Consider the following 13,213-nt stretch of genomic DNA (forward strand, 5'->3'; position numbering starts at 1 on the left):
AAGGAGGTGAGAAACATGGCTGAAAATAACAGCAACAAAATTCTGGTTCCGGGTGCTGAACAGGCTCTTGAACAGATGAAGACTGAAATTGCTTCCGAATTTGGTGTCCATCTGGGCCCGGATACGACTTCACGTGCCAATGGTTCTGTTGGTGGTGAGATTACTAAACGTCTCGTAGCGACTGCGCAGCAGCAGCTTGGCGGAAAAGCATTTTAATGACAAATATATTTAAAGAAGGGCGGCCACAGCCGCCCTTTTTCATATTTTGGGGAAAAGTCAGCTAAAATGACTGTATTGACTTCTATAGAAATTTACACTACAATACACATTACATACTTTATCATACTAGCGAAGTAAAGCGAAATGCGGAATGCAGAATCAGGAAAAGTCTCAATCCGCATTTCATCGTAATGATCAATAGACAAATGACAAAGAGAGAAAGCTGTGGAGAAGGAGGAACGACTAATGACCCAACCCTATATGTTTGAAAAACCGCTCGGTCTGCGTGATTTGCTCCCATCGGCGCAAAGGGCGATTGCAAGACTGGAGAACATTTTTCAGCAGGAGCTGCAGCGCTGGGGCTATGACTTTCTGCAGACCCCCGCACTGGAATATGCGGAAACGGTGGGACGCGCTTCAGCGATAGAGGACAGCCAGCTTTTTAAATTTCTGGATGCTGAAGGTCACCCTGTAGTGCTGAGGCCAGACATGACTACCCCCATCGCGCGGATTGCCGCTTCGAGCCTTCGGAAGGAGCCGCTTCCTCTTCGGCTTGCCTATACAACGGCTTTGTACCGGAGTCAGAAAAAGGAAGGTGGGCATCCGAGCGAGTTCGAACAGACCGGAGCGGAATTAATCGGTGACGCGACGGCATACGCGGATGTCGAAATCATTTCGCTGATGATTGCTCTTCTTCAGAAAACCGGAATTGATTCGATCAGGCTAGCGATCGGCCATGTAGGGTTTGTCAATGCCTTTTTTTATGATATTGTGAAGGATAAGAAAACAGTCGGTCAACTTAGAAACCTGCTTTACAATAAAAACGATGTGGGTTTTCGTGAATATGTGGCTTCACTTGAATTACCGGACGAATCGGCTCGAAAACTGAACGCATTTATTGACTCCAGAAGGCTTAATAATGATGAGACATTGGACTATCTGGAGTCACTGACGTCCGGATCGGCGATACCTGTGCATTCTTATTATCAAAATATTTTGGAACTTGTAGATCTCCTGAAAACAGATCACCTGGAAGGGAAAATTGATCTCGATATCACTCTTGTTCCGCATTTGAACTATTATACCGGGTTTGTTTTCCAGGGTTTCGGCGGAGGTCTTGGCTTTCCGGTAGCAAGCGGCGGGCGTTATGACGATCTGCTGGCTCAGTTCGACCGTCCGTGTCCGGCGACAGGATTCGGCATCAGGATGGATCGCCTGCTCAGTGCCGCCAGGCAGTCAGGAATTCAGACGGAACCGCGCAAAAAAGCCGTTATCTTTGATCGCGCGAATGCGGGTCGGGCACTGCTTTTTGCAAATCAGGAAAGAAATAAGGGGAACGCGGTTGTTCTGCAGCATGCCGATGGTATTGATGACGCGGCTGCCTTCGCTGAACAGTTCGAAACGATCAAAAGATTTTTATCTTCAGACAGAATGGAGACAGAATGATGAATGAATCGCGTATAACAGTGGCGATGCCGAAGGGACGCATCTTTGATGACGCCTGCCGCCTTCTGAGAAACGCGGGTTTTTCTCTTCCGGATACCTTTGAATCAACACGGAAGTTGATACTCGATCTGGATGACGAACCTTTTCGCTTTATACTCGCCAAACCGGTTGACGTTCCAACCTATGTGGAATATGGAGCTGTTGACATCGGGATTGCCGGTAAAGATGTGCTGCTTGAAAGCGGACGTGATGTCTACGAAATGGTGGATCTCGGCATCAGTAAGTGCCACATGGCTGTTGCAGGGCTGCCTCAGCATCGAAGCAGCAATCCTTATCTGAAAATCGCAACTAAATATCCGCATATCGCTTCCGATTACTACCGGAAGCGCGGTGAACAGGTCGATCTGATCGCACTGAACGGTTCGATTGAACTGGCGCCAATTGTCGGGCTGGCGGATGCGATCGTCGATATCGTTTCGACCGGACAGACTCTGAGGGAGAACGGTCTGGTTGAATTTGACCGGTTGATGGATATCAGCTCACGGTTAATCGTCAATCCGGTCAGCTACCGCCTGAAGAAAAAAGCTATTGATCAAATCGTGGAAAAAATGATTCGGGCAACGGAGGGGAATAAAGTTGGAATGGATTGAAGATGGGGACCTGGATTTTCTTAAGAAAAGGAAAGTTGAAGCGAAGGAAGCGGCACAGCAATCCGTTCAATTGATTATTGAAAAAGTAAAGGCAGAGGGCGATCAGGCGATCAGAGCTTTTACAAAAAAATTCGACGGAATCGAACTGACGGATCTTCGTGTCAGTGAGAAAGAGGTAGAGGAGGCTGCCGCCCGCGTTCCTCAGGAGGTGCGCCGGGCAATCAGCCAGGCGGCAGCAAATATCCGGGCCTTTCATGAGAAACAGATGCCGGAATCGTGGACGGAAACGGTTGAAGACGGTGTTCTGCTTGGTCAAAAAGTAACACCTCTGGATTCTGTAGGTATCTATGTTCCGGGCGGCACCGCCTGCTATCCTTCCTCCGTGCTGATGGGCGCGATTCCGGCACTGGTTGCTGGTGTTGGACGTGTTGTCCTGATATCCCCACCGCAGAAAAATGGATTAATAGCCGACGGTGTCCTTGCAGCTGCCCGTGAAATCGGCATCACCGAGATCTATCAGGCCGGCGGTGCCCAGGCTATTGCCGCGCTTGCTTACGGTACCGAAACGATCCGGCCAGTTGATAAAATTGTCGGGCCTGGGAACCTGTATGTTATGCTGGCAAAAAAACAAGTGTTCGGCGATGTGGCCATCGACAGCCTTGCCGGTCCTAGTGAGATCGCAGTTCTTGCCGATGATTCGGCCCATCCCTCCTGGGTTGCCGCTGATTTGCTGTCCCAGGCTGAGCATGACAAAATGTCGATGCCGGTATTGATTACCCCTTCGCGGTCTCTTGCAGAGGAGGTCGACAAGGAAGTGGAACGTCAGCTGGAAACATTGCCGCGTCGTGACATTGCGGAACCATCGATTGAAACAGTAGGGAAAATCGTGCTCGTAAAAGATCTGAAGGAAGCCGCCGAAGCGGTGAACAAAATTGCGCCAGAACATCTGGAGCTTGCGGTAGCCGATACTGAGTCCGTTTTGCCTCTGATACGCCATGCCGGGGCAATTTTTCTCGGAATGTACAGTTCGGAACCTGTCGGCGACTATTTTGCCGGCCCGAATCACATCATTCCGACAAACGGTTCCGCTCGCTACGCGAGCCCTCTCGGAGTAGATAGCTTTGTTAAACGCTCCAGCCTGATCAGATATACAGATGAAGCACTTCAGAAAAACGGATCAGCGATCGCAGCTTTCGCCCGATATGAGGGACTGGAAGGCCACGCGAGAGCGGTTGAAAAACGTCTGAAAGGAGCTGCGGTACATGACTGACCGATCAGGAACAATTGAACGCAATACATCTGAAACACAAATCAAGTTAAACTTCTCAGTTGATGGGGACGGAAATTCAAAGCTGGAAACCGGAGTGCCTTTTCTGACACACATGCTGACGCTGTTCGCCAAACACGGACAGTTCAGCCTCACAGTAGAGGCACATGGAGACACTGAGGTTGATGATCACCATACGACTGAAGATATTGCTATCTGTCTGGGGCAGGCGATCCGTCAGGCACTTGGGGACAAGGCGGGAATTAATCGATATGGCTACGCGATCGTTCCAATGGATGAGGCGCTTTCTGAAGTGGTGATTGATCTCAGCGATCGGCCCGCCTTCGTTTTCCACGGGACGCTGCCGGCGCAGAAAGTCGGCACGTTTGATACGGAACTGGTTACTGAATTTCTTGACAAGCTTTCGATCGAAGCGCGGATGAATCTTCACGTCAACGTCCGCTATGGAGAGAATGCGCATCACGTTATTGAATCCATTTTCAAGGCCCTGGGACGCGCCCTTGACGCCGCTACCCTTAAAAATTCAAGGATTCAAGGGGTCCTTTCAACGAAAGGAACATTAGGATGATCGGAATTGTCGATTACGGCATGGGAAACTTATACAGCCTCAGCCGTGCTCTAATCCGCCTTGATGAACCCTATTTCATCAGCGACAGCGCGGAGAAGCTGGACCAGGCGGATGGGCTGATCCTTCCCGGTGTCGGCGCGTTCAAGGATGCCATGGCGCTGCTGAATGAGAAAGAGTTGACTAGGTTCCTGCGTGATTATGCGGATAAAAAGCCTCTGCTCGGCATCTGTCTCGGCATGCAGCTTCTATTTGATGAGAGCGAGGAAGGCGGACTGAACCGCGGGCTTGGGCTTCTCCAGGGGCGCGTAGTGCGTTTCAGCGGAACCGTCGGCAGCAGTGAACACTATAAAGTCCCGCATATGGGATGGAATACGCTCGATTTTAAAAATTCGGATTCACCGCTTCTGAGGGGTCTGGATCCTGATTATGCTTATTTTGTCCATTCTTATTATGCTGTCACTGACAGCCCTTCTATTCTGATCGCAACCGCGGATTATCATGGGCAGGTGCCTGCCGTCGTGGGCAGCGGCCATATTTTTGGGACACAGTTTCATCCGGAGAAAAGCGGCCCTTTTGGACAGGTTCTACTGGAAAATTATCTTCGTTTTGTCAAAAGGGCGCAAGACTCGGAGCTACTTCATGACGGCAGGGGGAATGCCTGATGTTTACGATTTATCCCGCCATTGATTTACTCGACGGGAAATGTGTCCGACTCTATCAGGGGGATTACGGACAATCCACAGTTTACGATGATTCACCGGCAGCTGTCGCCCTCGCTTTTTATGAGCAGGGCGCGGAATGGCTTCACGTCGTTGACCTTGACGGAGCGAAAGCAGGGCATCCTCTGAATCATGAAGTCATCAGGGATATTGCTTCGAAGGTTCCGATTAGAATTGAAGTCGGCGGCGGTATCCGCAGCATGGATACCGTGGACTACTATCTGAAGAGTGGGATAAAAAGGGTCATTCTCGGCAGTTCAGCGATTGCCGATCCTAAATTTACGCGCGAGGCACTCAGAAAATATCCGGATTCGGTTGCAATAGGGCTAGATACAAAAAATGGCAGAGTCGCCGTAAAAGGTTGGCTGGAGGTATCTGACCTAAGCGCCGCTGAGCTGGCAAAAGAGCTGATCCGCGCGGGTGCCCGTCATTTTATTTATACGGATATCAGCAGGGACGGTGCGCTCCAGGGTGCGAATATTGCCGGGGCAGAAAAACTGGCTGCGGACGTTGGTGTTCCTGTGGTCATTTCCGGAGGCGTCACAACGATTGAAGAACTCACAAAAATGGCCGGTGATTCATCAGGTAAAATCAGCGGTGCCATTGTGGGCAAAGCGCTGTATACAAAACAGCTTCCCCTCGGAGAAGCCATAAGGGCGGTGAAAGCACTTGCTGGCAAAACGAATCATCCCATGTCTTGATGTCAAAGAGGGGCGCGTCGTCAAGGGAAAACAGTTTGTTCACTTGCGCGATGCAGGAGATCCGGTTGAACTCGCCATGTATTACAATAATGAGGGTGCCGATGAACTGGTGTTTCTTGATATTTCTGCGACGAATGAAGGAAGAAATACGATGGTTGAAGTTGTAAAGGCGGTTGCCGCCAAACTTGCCATTCCTTTTACTGTCGGCGGTGGCATTCATTCATTGGAAAATATCAAAGCCTTGCTCCGTGCGGGGGCGGATAAAATATCACTCAACAGCTCAGCAGTCGCGAACCCGGCTCTCATCACGGCCGGTGCGGACTTTTTCGGCTGCCAGTGCATTGTCTGCGCCATTGATGCCAAGTTTGACCCTGAAACAGGTACATATCGTGTCTACACTCACGGCGGCCGTAAGAAAACGGATCTGGATGCTGTTGAATGGGCAAAGAAAGCTGTTTCTCTGGGAGCCGGAGAAATTCTACTGACCAGTATGGACAGGGACGGCGAGCAAAGCGGCTTTGAATTGAATCTGACCCGCAAGATCAGTGAGGCAGTCGATGTGCCGGTTATCGCTTCGGGCGGAGCCGGAAGAGCTTCGGACTTTTTAGACGCGTTTCGCGAAGGGAAGGCGGACGCCGCACTAGCAGCATCAATTTTTCATTATAAGGAAACTTCGGTAGCACAGGTTAAAAATTATTTAAAAAGTAAAGGAGTGCCGATCCGATGAAAGTGGAAGACGTTAAATTTGATGAAAAAGGGCTCGTCCCGGCAATTGTCCAGGATGCTCAGAGTAAAGAAATATTAATGCTGGCCTATATGAATAAGGAATCCGTAGAGAAATCACTTGAAACGGGAGAAACTTGGTTTTACAGCCGGTCGCGCCAGGAACTCTGGCACAAAGGGGAAACCTCCGGTAATACGCAAAAAATAATCGACTGGGCCGTTGATTGCGACTCGGATACACTTCTTGTCAAGGTCAATCCCGCAGGACCTGCGTGCCATACAGGAAGCTACAGCTGCTTTAAAGAAGAGAAAAGCGACAAACAGGAGGCGATTCAAAGCGGAAGCGACCGCTATAGTATCTTTGCTGAACTGGAGCATGTCATTGCCGAACGTGAAGCCGAGCGGCCTGAAGGCACCTATACAACCTATCTGTTCAACGAAGGCATCGACAAAATTCTGAAAAAAATCGGAGAAGAGACTTCCGAAGTCATCATCGCTGCGAAGAACCGGTCGGTTGCCGAGCTGGAGTGGGAAGTGTCGGACGTGATTTACCACACGCTGGTCATGCTCCGTGAGCAGAAGGTCGGCTTTGACCGAGTGCTCCGTGTCCTTGAAAAGCGCCATCGTGATAAAAGTGAATTTCAGCGGGAAAAAGCGAAAGATCTGCAGTAAACTAAGGAGATCTGCCCAAGCCCTGAAGAGCCCGATTTTGGTTCTTCAGGGCTTTGTTGTGCTTTATGTAATAAAAACGCCCGCACCGTCGTCGCAAGGATAGTTTTTGTGATCCGGCAGACAATAAAATCAGATTGAAGATCCTGATGCATAATTTGCATCCAGGAAAGGAAAATGGGACGGATGCTTATTTTCACAGTCGTATTATGCCTGGCAGCAGCCATTTTCATTATGATCGTTATCTTTCTGAAGAGCACGCTGACAATCCTTTTGTCCGGTTTTGTAAGTACGGGAAAGGTGGTACTGGAAATCAAAATTTATTTTTTGGGAAAAGAATTTTTTACATTTAAGATGGATGAAAAAAAACTCGCGGGGCTGATCGAAAGCCTGCCGGATTTTGCAGTTTCTGCTGAAATGCCCGGCTCGGGAAAAGGTGTGACACCTTTTCTTCGTGATTGGCGTCCACTCTGTTTCAAACTGGTGTCCTCTATAAAATCGCTTCACCTCACGGAAAAAATTCGTATGAGCCATTTTGTCTGGAAGACATCTTTCGGATCGGGTGACGCGGGAGATACAGCTGTTCTTTGCGGATTGATCTGGTCGACAAAGTCGATGGTCATGCCGCTGATTGGGAAAATGACATCTGATCAGCCGCGTATTGAAGTCGTCCCCCTTTTTCAGGAAAAACGCTTTACATCACAATTTTCATGCATGATGTCGCTAAAAGCGGGGGAAGCTATACGTACAATGAGAGAAATCAGAAGGCAGCTGAAAGAAGGAGAAAGAGATGGCGGATCATCCGATACAGGGTCTCATGAAAACGGCTTTGGAAAGCCTTCAGTCCATGATCGACGTCAAAACGGTCATCGGTGATCCGATTGAGACTGAAGATGGGCATATGATTATTACAATCTCCAGGGTCGGCTTCGGTTTTGTGGCTGGCGGGAGTGAATTTAATACACAGAATGAAAATTCGGATGAGCAGTCCGGGGAGGAAACTGAAGCCTATCTTCCGTTTGGTGGAGGAACGGGCGGAGGCGTGTCGATCACACCCATCGCTTTTCTCATTGTCGGGCCGAAAGGCGTGAAGACCATTCATCTGGATAATAGCACCCATATTTACGAGCGGATGATTGATCTCGCTCCACAGACCATTGAGAAGATCAAAGAGATTCTGGAAAAAACCGGTGGCGACGAAACTGAAATAAAGCCGCGCCAGTTCAGAAAAAAGCACAGAAACGACTGGCCGGATGAAGAAGAATTCTAAAATGATCCTCAGCACACTTTATTTCCCGGCAAACAGAATCGAAGTGAACCCTTCACTTCGATTCTGTTTTTATTTTGTTACTCCGCCGACTGGAGCGGAAGGGGCGCGGGTGAGCGTCTGGAGCAAAAAACAACAGACAAGCCATTTTAATTAATCCTCGGTGAAACCTATTTGAGTTTCAGTACGTAAATAAGAGCATGTTTTTTTCAAAACTTAATCATGGGAGACACGCCGTTCAAGTGCTGCTTGCGTTCTTATGGCTCTGTCGCTAAAATTAAAGTGTAAAGTTCTTAAGTGTTCCGTAAGTAACGGAATGTAATCCATGTTCCATCGATTTTGCCGGCCGGGGGTTGTCAGGAAGATGAACTTGTCATTGATAAAAGAAAAAATTGAAGGATTATCTGAACCAGTTCTTGTTTTTTTTCTGAAACCATTCGCGTCCGGTCTGCTACTAACTGAAGCGGCAACAAATCCATAACGGAATTTTTAATATGTATTTTTTGTTGTAAGCGCTTTATTCATGGGGGAATTCTTGTGCAAACAACTCTAGTGAGCGATTTGTTTTCAGTTCTTGATCGGTCTGCTTTGCTAATTAAAAATAAGGGCCACATTTCTTATCTGGAAGCGCTCTGTAAGGCCGGGCAAGATATATATAATGATAAAATAAGTGAAGCAGACTTGATCGACAGGCTCAGGCCGCTTTACGATTCTTTTTTTCATGAACAGATGACGGCGGAAGATGTCAGGCGGGCGTTCCAGCTTGCCGCACTTAAAGGCATGAAGGCCGATCCGAAACCAGGTCATGACATGACCCCGGATACTTTAGTTATTCTGATCGGACATATGGTCATGCTTCTTGCCGGGGAAAAGCCATTTTCTATTCTTGATCCCGCAGTCGGAACAGCGAATCTTCTGACCGGCATATTGAATCAGGCGAAAACGGACCATGTGGAAGCCTATGGCGCGGATACCGATGATCTGCTGATTAAGCTGGCTTATACAAATGCTAATTTACAGCAGAAGGATATTCATCTTTTCCATCAGGACGGACTTAAGCCGATACTTGCAGAACCCGCGGACTTCGCTGTCTGCGATGTTCCGGTCGGCTTTTATCCAGACCAGGAAACGGCGGAGAGCTACAAACTAAACGCGATTAACGGAAAAGCATATACGCATTTTCTTTTTATAGAACAGGGCCTGAATCATTTAAAGGAAGCGGGCTATCTTCTTTATCTGATTCCAAACCGTTTGTTTGCGGATGACAAGGATCATCGTTTCCATGACTATCTGCAGAAAAACGCGGTCGTCCGGGCGCTTCTCCAGTTGCCCATGGCTCTTTTCAAAGATGAAAAGGCGGCGAAGAGCATCCTCCTCCTTCAGAAGAAGGGGAAGGGTGTCACTAACCGCGGGCAGGCTCTGCTGGCTGAGATGCCTGATTTTATGAATGAAGTGGCAATGCGTGGATTTATGGGGCAGCTGGATCGCTGGTTTACAAGCCGCTCTGTCTGAAAGAGTGAGGGGGTGAAAGGCATGGCATTAATTCTGGCCATTAATGCAGGCAGTTCTTCGTTGAAGTTCCAGCTTCTGGATATGCCTGCTGAAAAATTGGTGACAAAAGGTTCGGTAGAGCGGATCGGTCTGTCGGATTCTATTTTCACCATTAGTGTGGGAGGAGAAAAGGTTCAGGAGATTTCGTCAATCTCTGATCATGAGGAGGCCGTAAAGGGGCTTCTGGAAAAACTGACTTCTCTCAAAATTATCCACTCACTGAAAGAAATCGAAGGTGTCGGGCACCGGGTGGTTCATGGCGGTGAAACCTTTAATGATTCGGCTCTAGTTACAGAGGAAGTCATTGAAAAAATTGAGACTCTTTCTGAACTGGCCCCGCTGCACAATCCTGCCAATCTGGTCGGAATCAGAGCCTTCCGGGAGGTCATGCCGGACATTCCGGAAGTGGTCGTTTTTGATACTGCTTTTCACCAGACAATGGGAAGCGAAGCATATCTTTATAGCCTGCCCTATGAATATTATACGGAATATGGCATTAGGAAATATGGCTTTCACGGAACCAGCCACAAATACGTGACAGGAAGGGCCGCAGAACTGCTCGATCGTCCGATTGAAAAGCTGCGTTTTATATCCTGCCACCTTGGGAACGGTGCCAGTATCACTGCGGTCAAGGGGGGGAAATCCATTGACACGTCCATGGGGTTCACACCGCTTGCCGGACTGACGATGGGGACACGGTCTGGCGACATTGACCCTGCTCTGATCCCTTTTATTATGGACAAGACAGGATTGAACGCGACTGAAGTAGTGAATGTCCTGAATAAAAAAAGCGGGCTGCTGGGACTGACCGGATTTTCGAGCGATCTTCGGGATATTGACAAGGAAGCAAGAAGAGGAAACAGGCGAGCGAAACTTGCTATTGATGTGTTCATCGAACGGATTCAGAAGTATATAGGCTCTTATGCGGCAAAAATGTCGGGGGTTGACGCTATTATCTTTACCGCGGGAATTGGCGAGCACAGTCCAATGATCCGTGAAAGAGTAATGGAGGGCTTGGAGTTTATGGGCATCTATGGGGATCATGAACGAAATAAAGTGATCGGCGAAGAAGCGCTGATCAGCGCGCCACATTCTCCCGTCAAAGTGCTTGTCATTCCGACAAATGAAGAAGTCATGATCGCGAGAGATACGGTGCGTTTGTCCCAGCAGCACCAGAAGATATGAAAAAAGTTTTTTCGAGATTCTCTTGCAAATCCAGGCATAGGATGTATCTTTGATACCTTCTACATCATAAAAAGAGGTTGCTTCCGACCGGTTTTCCGGCAAGAGGCAGCCTCTATTTTATATCAAAGCGCTAAATTAATTGCTGCGCATCAGGAAATAATCTGAAGTTCTTTCGGATAGTGAGTCAGTGTCACCGGACCTTCCTCGCTCAGGTAAACATCATCTTCAATACGCACGCCACCGACACCCGGCAGATAAATACCGGGTTCAATAGTGAAGACCATGCCTGTCTGAAGGGTCTGGTCGTTATCCGCACTCATGGAAGGCTCTTCATGTTCACCAAGTCCAAGGCCATGCCCAACACGGTGCGTGAAATACTCGCCATAGCCGGCGTCGGTGATTGCTTTTCGGGCAACTCCGTCAAGGTCTCCGATACGAAGGCCTTCATGCACTGCTTTGATCGCCTCAAGGTTTGCGCGGAGCGTCGCCTCATATATTTTTTTCTGCTCGTCAGAAACATATTTGTAGCCTACAGTCCGGGTGATATCCGAGCAGTAGCCGTCAATGACAACGCCTAAATCAAACAGGACGAAATCGCCCTCCTTAATCTGGCGGCTGCCCGGATGGCCGTGCGGAGCGGCGCTGTTTTCTCCGGTGAGAACCATCGTGTCAAAGGCCATTTCCGAATAGCCGTGCTTCGCCAGCTCGTGTTCGATTTCGGCAATAATCGCCTGTTCAGTTCTGCCTTTTTTAATCGCTTCAACGCCTAATCTGACGGCGTCGTCCGCAATCTCACCGGCTTTTTTCATGGCGGCGAGTTCGGCAGAGTCTTTTATTTTTCTCATCGAGGCAAGAAAGGCCTCAATGGAGGAAAATGAAGCGTCAGGATAAAGCTCTTTTACGGCCATCGCTTTTTTGAAGGGCAAGGTACCTGGTTCGATAAATATTTTGCCGGAAGAGAGATTCCGGCCTTCCAGTGCCTTTCCGACAAAGGTCCATGGATCCTGATCGTCCCGATAACCGATAACTTCATGCCCGAACGCTGAAGCGCGGGCCTGTCCGACTTCGAGTTCCGGACAGATCATAAAGGGCTCGGCGTCAGGAAATATAAAAAGCCCCAGAAAACGTTCATGAGGATCACATTTAAATCCTGTAAGATAGAAGACATTGGTTGGATCAGCGATATAAGCAAATCTGCTGTCATGTTTCTGAAGCCATTCTTCAATTTTTACGATTTTATCTGTCAATGAAGTCACTCCAATGAATTAATAATATATTAAATGTATCACAATCAGATCGGCAGCGGTTGTCGAAAACCGCAACAATTTAAATAATTTCGATCTTCTTCACGTTGCGGCCGCTTTCTTACGAATTCCTCTAAGGGTAGTGTATAATAAATCTATTAATATTTGTGCCGCGGATTTTAGATAATTCCAGTAACAAACCATTTTCACGCAATGAATCCATTCAGATTGCCGTGGTTTGTCAAATCGGATAGGGGGTAAACTACATGCTGATCACTTATATCGGCCATTCAACCGTACTTATTCAGACCAAAGACTCAAATCTGCTGGTTGATCCATTCATTTCAGGTAACAGCCTGGCTAAGACAACGATTCATGATCTGCCGAAAATTGATGCCATTTTGCTGACGCACGGGCATGGCGACCATACTCTGGACGTGCAGTCCATCGCGGAGCGTGACGGTTCACTTATTGTCGCAGTTGCGGAGCTTGCCACCTATTTCAGCTGGAAGGGACTTAAAACGCATGGCATGTCCATCGGAGGTTCCTATCAATTTCCTTTCGGGAGAGTGAAACTGACACAGGCATTCCACGGTTCCAGCGTTACAGAATCGGATACCCGGCAAATTATTTATACAGGCATGCCTGCGGGACTGCTTCTTTATCTTGAGGGCAAAACGATTTACCATGCGGGGGATACGGCTCTGTTTTCAGATATGAAACTGATCGGCGGGCAGAATAACATCGATCTTGCGTTCCTGCCGATCGGCGATAATTTTACTATGGGACCTGATGAAGCACTTATCGCGGCGGAATGGATCAATGCCGTTAAAGTGGTCCCCATTCATTACAATACATTTCCGGTTATCCGCCAGGATGCGGCGAAATTTGCGGACAAGTTGAGCGGAAGCGGGATTGTCCTTGACCCCGGGCAGACCCTGAAGCTTTGAAACAGTCATGCGCTGGAAAGATGGGTGAATGAA

15 protein-coding genes are annotated in these 13,213 nt (G+C 48.4%); 14 read left to right on the forward strand and 1 reads right to left on the reverse strand.

The features are described from left to right. The first annotated feature begins 15 nt into the window (after window positions 1-15). The 13 genes from E4665_RS05530 to E4665_RS05590 all read left to right on the forward strand — a co-directional run bounded on the left by E4665_RS05530 (window position 16) and on the right by E4665_RS05590 (window position 10,986). Window positions 16-216 (forward strand): alpha/beta-type small acid-soluble spore protein, encoded by a 201-nt coding sequence (locus tag E4665_RS05530; protein ID WP_135347796.1) that lies wholly within the window; start codon window positions 16-18, stop codon window positions 214-216. Between the two features lie 249 nt (window positions 217-465). Next, on the forward strand, window positions 466-1,665 hold the full coding sequence (locus E4665_RS05535; protein ID WP_135347797.1) for an ATP phosphoribosyltransferase regulatory subunit: 1,200 nt from the start codon (window positions 466-468) through the stop codon (window positions 1,663-1,665). Beyond that, the gene (hisG, locus tag E4665_RS05540; RefSeq protein ID WP_135347798.1) at window positions 1,665-2,315 is read left to right on the forward strand and encodes an ATP phosphoribosyltransferase; all 651 of its coding nucleotides are present in this window, start codon (window positions 1,665-1,667) and stop codon (window positions 2,313-2,315) included. The genes E4665_RS05535 and hisG overlap by 1 nt, the downstream gene beginning before the upstream one ends. Next, window positions 2,296-3,585 carry a histidinol dehydrogenase gene (hisD, locus tag E4665_RS05545; RefSeq protein ID WP_422067243.1) on the forward strand — a complete coding sequence of 430 codons (1,290 nt, stop codon included), beginning with the start codon at window positions 2,296-2,298 and terminating at the stop codon, window positions 3,583-3,585. Before hisG ends, hisD begins: the two co-directional genes overlap by 20 nt. Further along, window positions 3,578-4,171, forward strand: coding sequence for an imidazoleglycerol-phosphate dehydratase HisB (gene hisB, locus E4665_RS05550; protein ID WP_135347800.1), 594 nt, complete (start codon window positions 3,578-3,580; stop codon window positions 4,169-4,171). The genes hisD and hisB overlap by 8 nt, the downstream gene beginning before the upstream one ends. Beyond that, on the forward strand, window positions 4,168-4,833 hold the full coding sequence (gene hisH, locus E4665_RS05555) for an imidazole glycerol phosphate synthase subunit HisH (RefSeq protein ID WP_135347801.1): 666 nt from the start codon (window positions 4,168-4,170) through the stop codon (window positions 4,831-4,833). Before hisB ends, hisH begins: the two co-directional genes overlap by 4 nt. Further along, on the forward strand, window positions 4,833-5,591 hold the full coding sequence (gene hisA / locus E4665_RS05560; protein WP_135347802.1) for a 1-(5-phosphoribosyl)-5-[(5-phosphoribosylamino)methylideneamino]imidazole-4-carboxamide isomerase: 759 nt from the start codon (window positions 4,833-4,835) through the stop codon (window positions 5,589-5,591). Before hisH ends, hisA begins: the two co-directional genes overlap by 1 nt. Then, window positions 5,560-6,318 carry an imidazole glycerol phosphate synthase subunit HisF gene (hisF, locus tag E4665_RS05565; protein ID WP_135347803.1) on the forward strand — a complete coding sequence of 253 codons (759 nt, stop codon included), beginning with the start codon at window positions 5,560-5,562 and terminating at the stop codon, window positions 6,316-6,318. The genes hisA and hisF overlap by 32 nt, the downstream gene beginning before the upstream one ends. After that, window positions 6,315-6,986: a bifunctional phosphoribosyl-AMP cyclohydrolase/phosphoribosyl-ATP diphosphatase HisIE gene (gene hisIE, locus E4665_RS05570; RefSeq protein ID WP_135347804.1), complete on the forward strand. Its 672-nt coding sequence runs from the start codon at window positions 6,315-6,317 to the stop codon at window positions 6,984-6,986. Before hisF ends, hisIE begins: the two co-directional genes overlap by 4 nt. Window positions 6,987-7,169: 183 nt before the next feature. Then, entirely contained in the window at window positions 7,170-7,859 is a 690-nt protein-coding gene (locus tag E4665_RS05575) for a DUF2953 domain-containing protein (RefSeq protein WP_167815121.1), read from the forward strand. Further along, on the forward strand, window positions 7,774-8,253 hold the full coding sequence (gene ytfJ / locus E4665_RS05580) for a GerW family sporulation protein (protein WP_135347806.1): 480 nt from the start codon (window positions 7,774-7,776) through the stop codon (window positions 8,251-8,253). Before E4665_RS05575 ends, ytfJ begins: the two co-directional genes overlap by 86 nt. A 534-nt stretch (window positions 8,254-8,787) precedes the next feature. Further along, complete coding sequence (locus E4665_RS05585) at window positions 8,788-9,762, forward strand: class I SAM-dependent methyltransferase (protein ID WP_135347807.1); 975 nt, start codon at window positions 8,788-8,790, stop codon at window positions 9,760-9,762. A 21-nt stretch (window positions 9,763-9,783) separates the two neighbouring features. Further along, a complete protein-coding gene (locus E4665_RS05590) occupies window positions 9,784-10,986 on the forward strand; it encodes an acetate kinase (RefSeq protein WP_135347808.1) in 1,203 nt (400 codons plus the stop codon). Between the two features lie 149 nt (window positions 10,987-11,135). Here E4665_RS05590 and E4665_RS05595 read toward each other — a convergent pair whose 3' ends face one another. Next, the gene (locus E4665_RS05595) at window positions 11,136-12,233 is read right to left on the reverse strand and encodes a M24 family metallopeptidase (protein ID WP_135347809.1); all 1,098 of its coding nucleotides are present in this window, start codon (window positions 12,231-12,233) and stop codon (window positions 11,136-11,138) included. A gap of 263 nt (window positions 12,234-12,496) precedes the next feature. On the opposite strand from E4665_RS05595, the gene E4665_RS05600 reads away from it, so the two are divergent. Next, on the forward strand, window positions 12,497-13,180 hold the full coding sequence (locus tag E4665_RS05600; RefSeq protein WP_135347810.1) for a metal-dependent hydrolase: 684 nt from the start codon (window positions 12,497-12,499) through the stop codon (window positions 13,178-13,180). Window positions 13,181-13,213: the final 33 nt, after the last annotated feature.

It is taken from the genome of Sporolactobacillus shoreae (assembly GCF_004684935.1).
Classification (GTDB): Bacteria; Bacillota; Bacilli; order Bacillales; family Sporolactobacillaceae; genus Sporolactobacillus; species Sporolactobacillus shoreae.

What these genes read in the sequence shown, in the direction of transcription:
- hisH (WP_135347801.1), top strand. Translation starts at nt 4,168, where the DNA reads ATGATCGGAATTGTCGATTACGGCATGGGAAACTTATACAGCCTCAGC.
- ytfJ (WP_135347806.1), top strand. Translation starts at nt 7,774, where the DNA reads ATGGCGGATCATCCGATACAGGGTCTCATGAAAACGGCTTTGGAAAGC.
- hisG (WP_135347798.1), top strand. Translation starts at nt 1,665, where the DNA reads ATGAATGAATCGCGTATAACAGTGGCGATGCCGAAGGGACGCATCTTT.
- E4665_RS05535 (WP_135347797.1), top strand. Translation starts at nt 466, where the DNA reads ATGACCCAACCCTATATGTTTGAAAAACCGCTCGGTCTGCGTGATTTG.
- E4665_RS05530 (WP_135347796.1), top strand. Translation starts at nt 16, where the DNA reads ATGGCTGAAAATAACAGCAACAAAATTCTGGTTCCGGGTGCTGAACAG.
- E4665_RS05575 (WP_167815121.1), top strand. Translation starts at nt 7,170, where the DNA reads ATGCTTATTTTCACAGTCGTATTATGCCTGGCAGCAGCCATTTTCATT.
- hisA (WP_135347802.1), top strand. Translation starts at nt 4,833, where the DNA reads ATGTTTACGATTTATCCCGCCATTGATTTACTCGACGGGAAATGTGTC.
- E4665_RS05590 (WP_135347808.1), top strand. Translation starts at nt 9,784, where the DNA reads ATGGCATTAATTCTGGCCATTAATGCAGGCAGTTCTTCGTTGAAGTTC.
- hisB (WP_135347800.1), top strand. Translation starts at nt 3,578, where the DNA reads ATGACTGACCGATCAGGAACAATTGAACGCAATACATCTGAAACACAA.
- E4665_RS05600 (WP_135347810.1), top strand. Translation starts at nt 12,497, where the DNA reads ATGCTGATCACTTATATCGGCCATTCAACCGTACTTATTCAGACCAAA.
- hisIE (WP_135347804.1), top strand. Translation starts at nt 6,315, where the DNA reads ATGAAAGTGGAAGACGTTAAATTTGATGAAAAAGGGCTCGTCCCGGCA.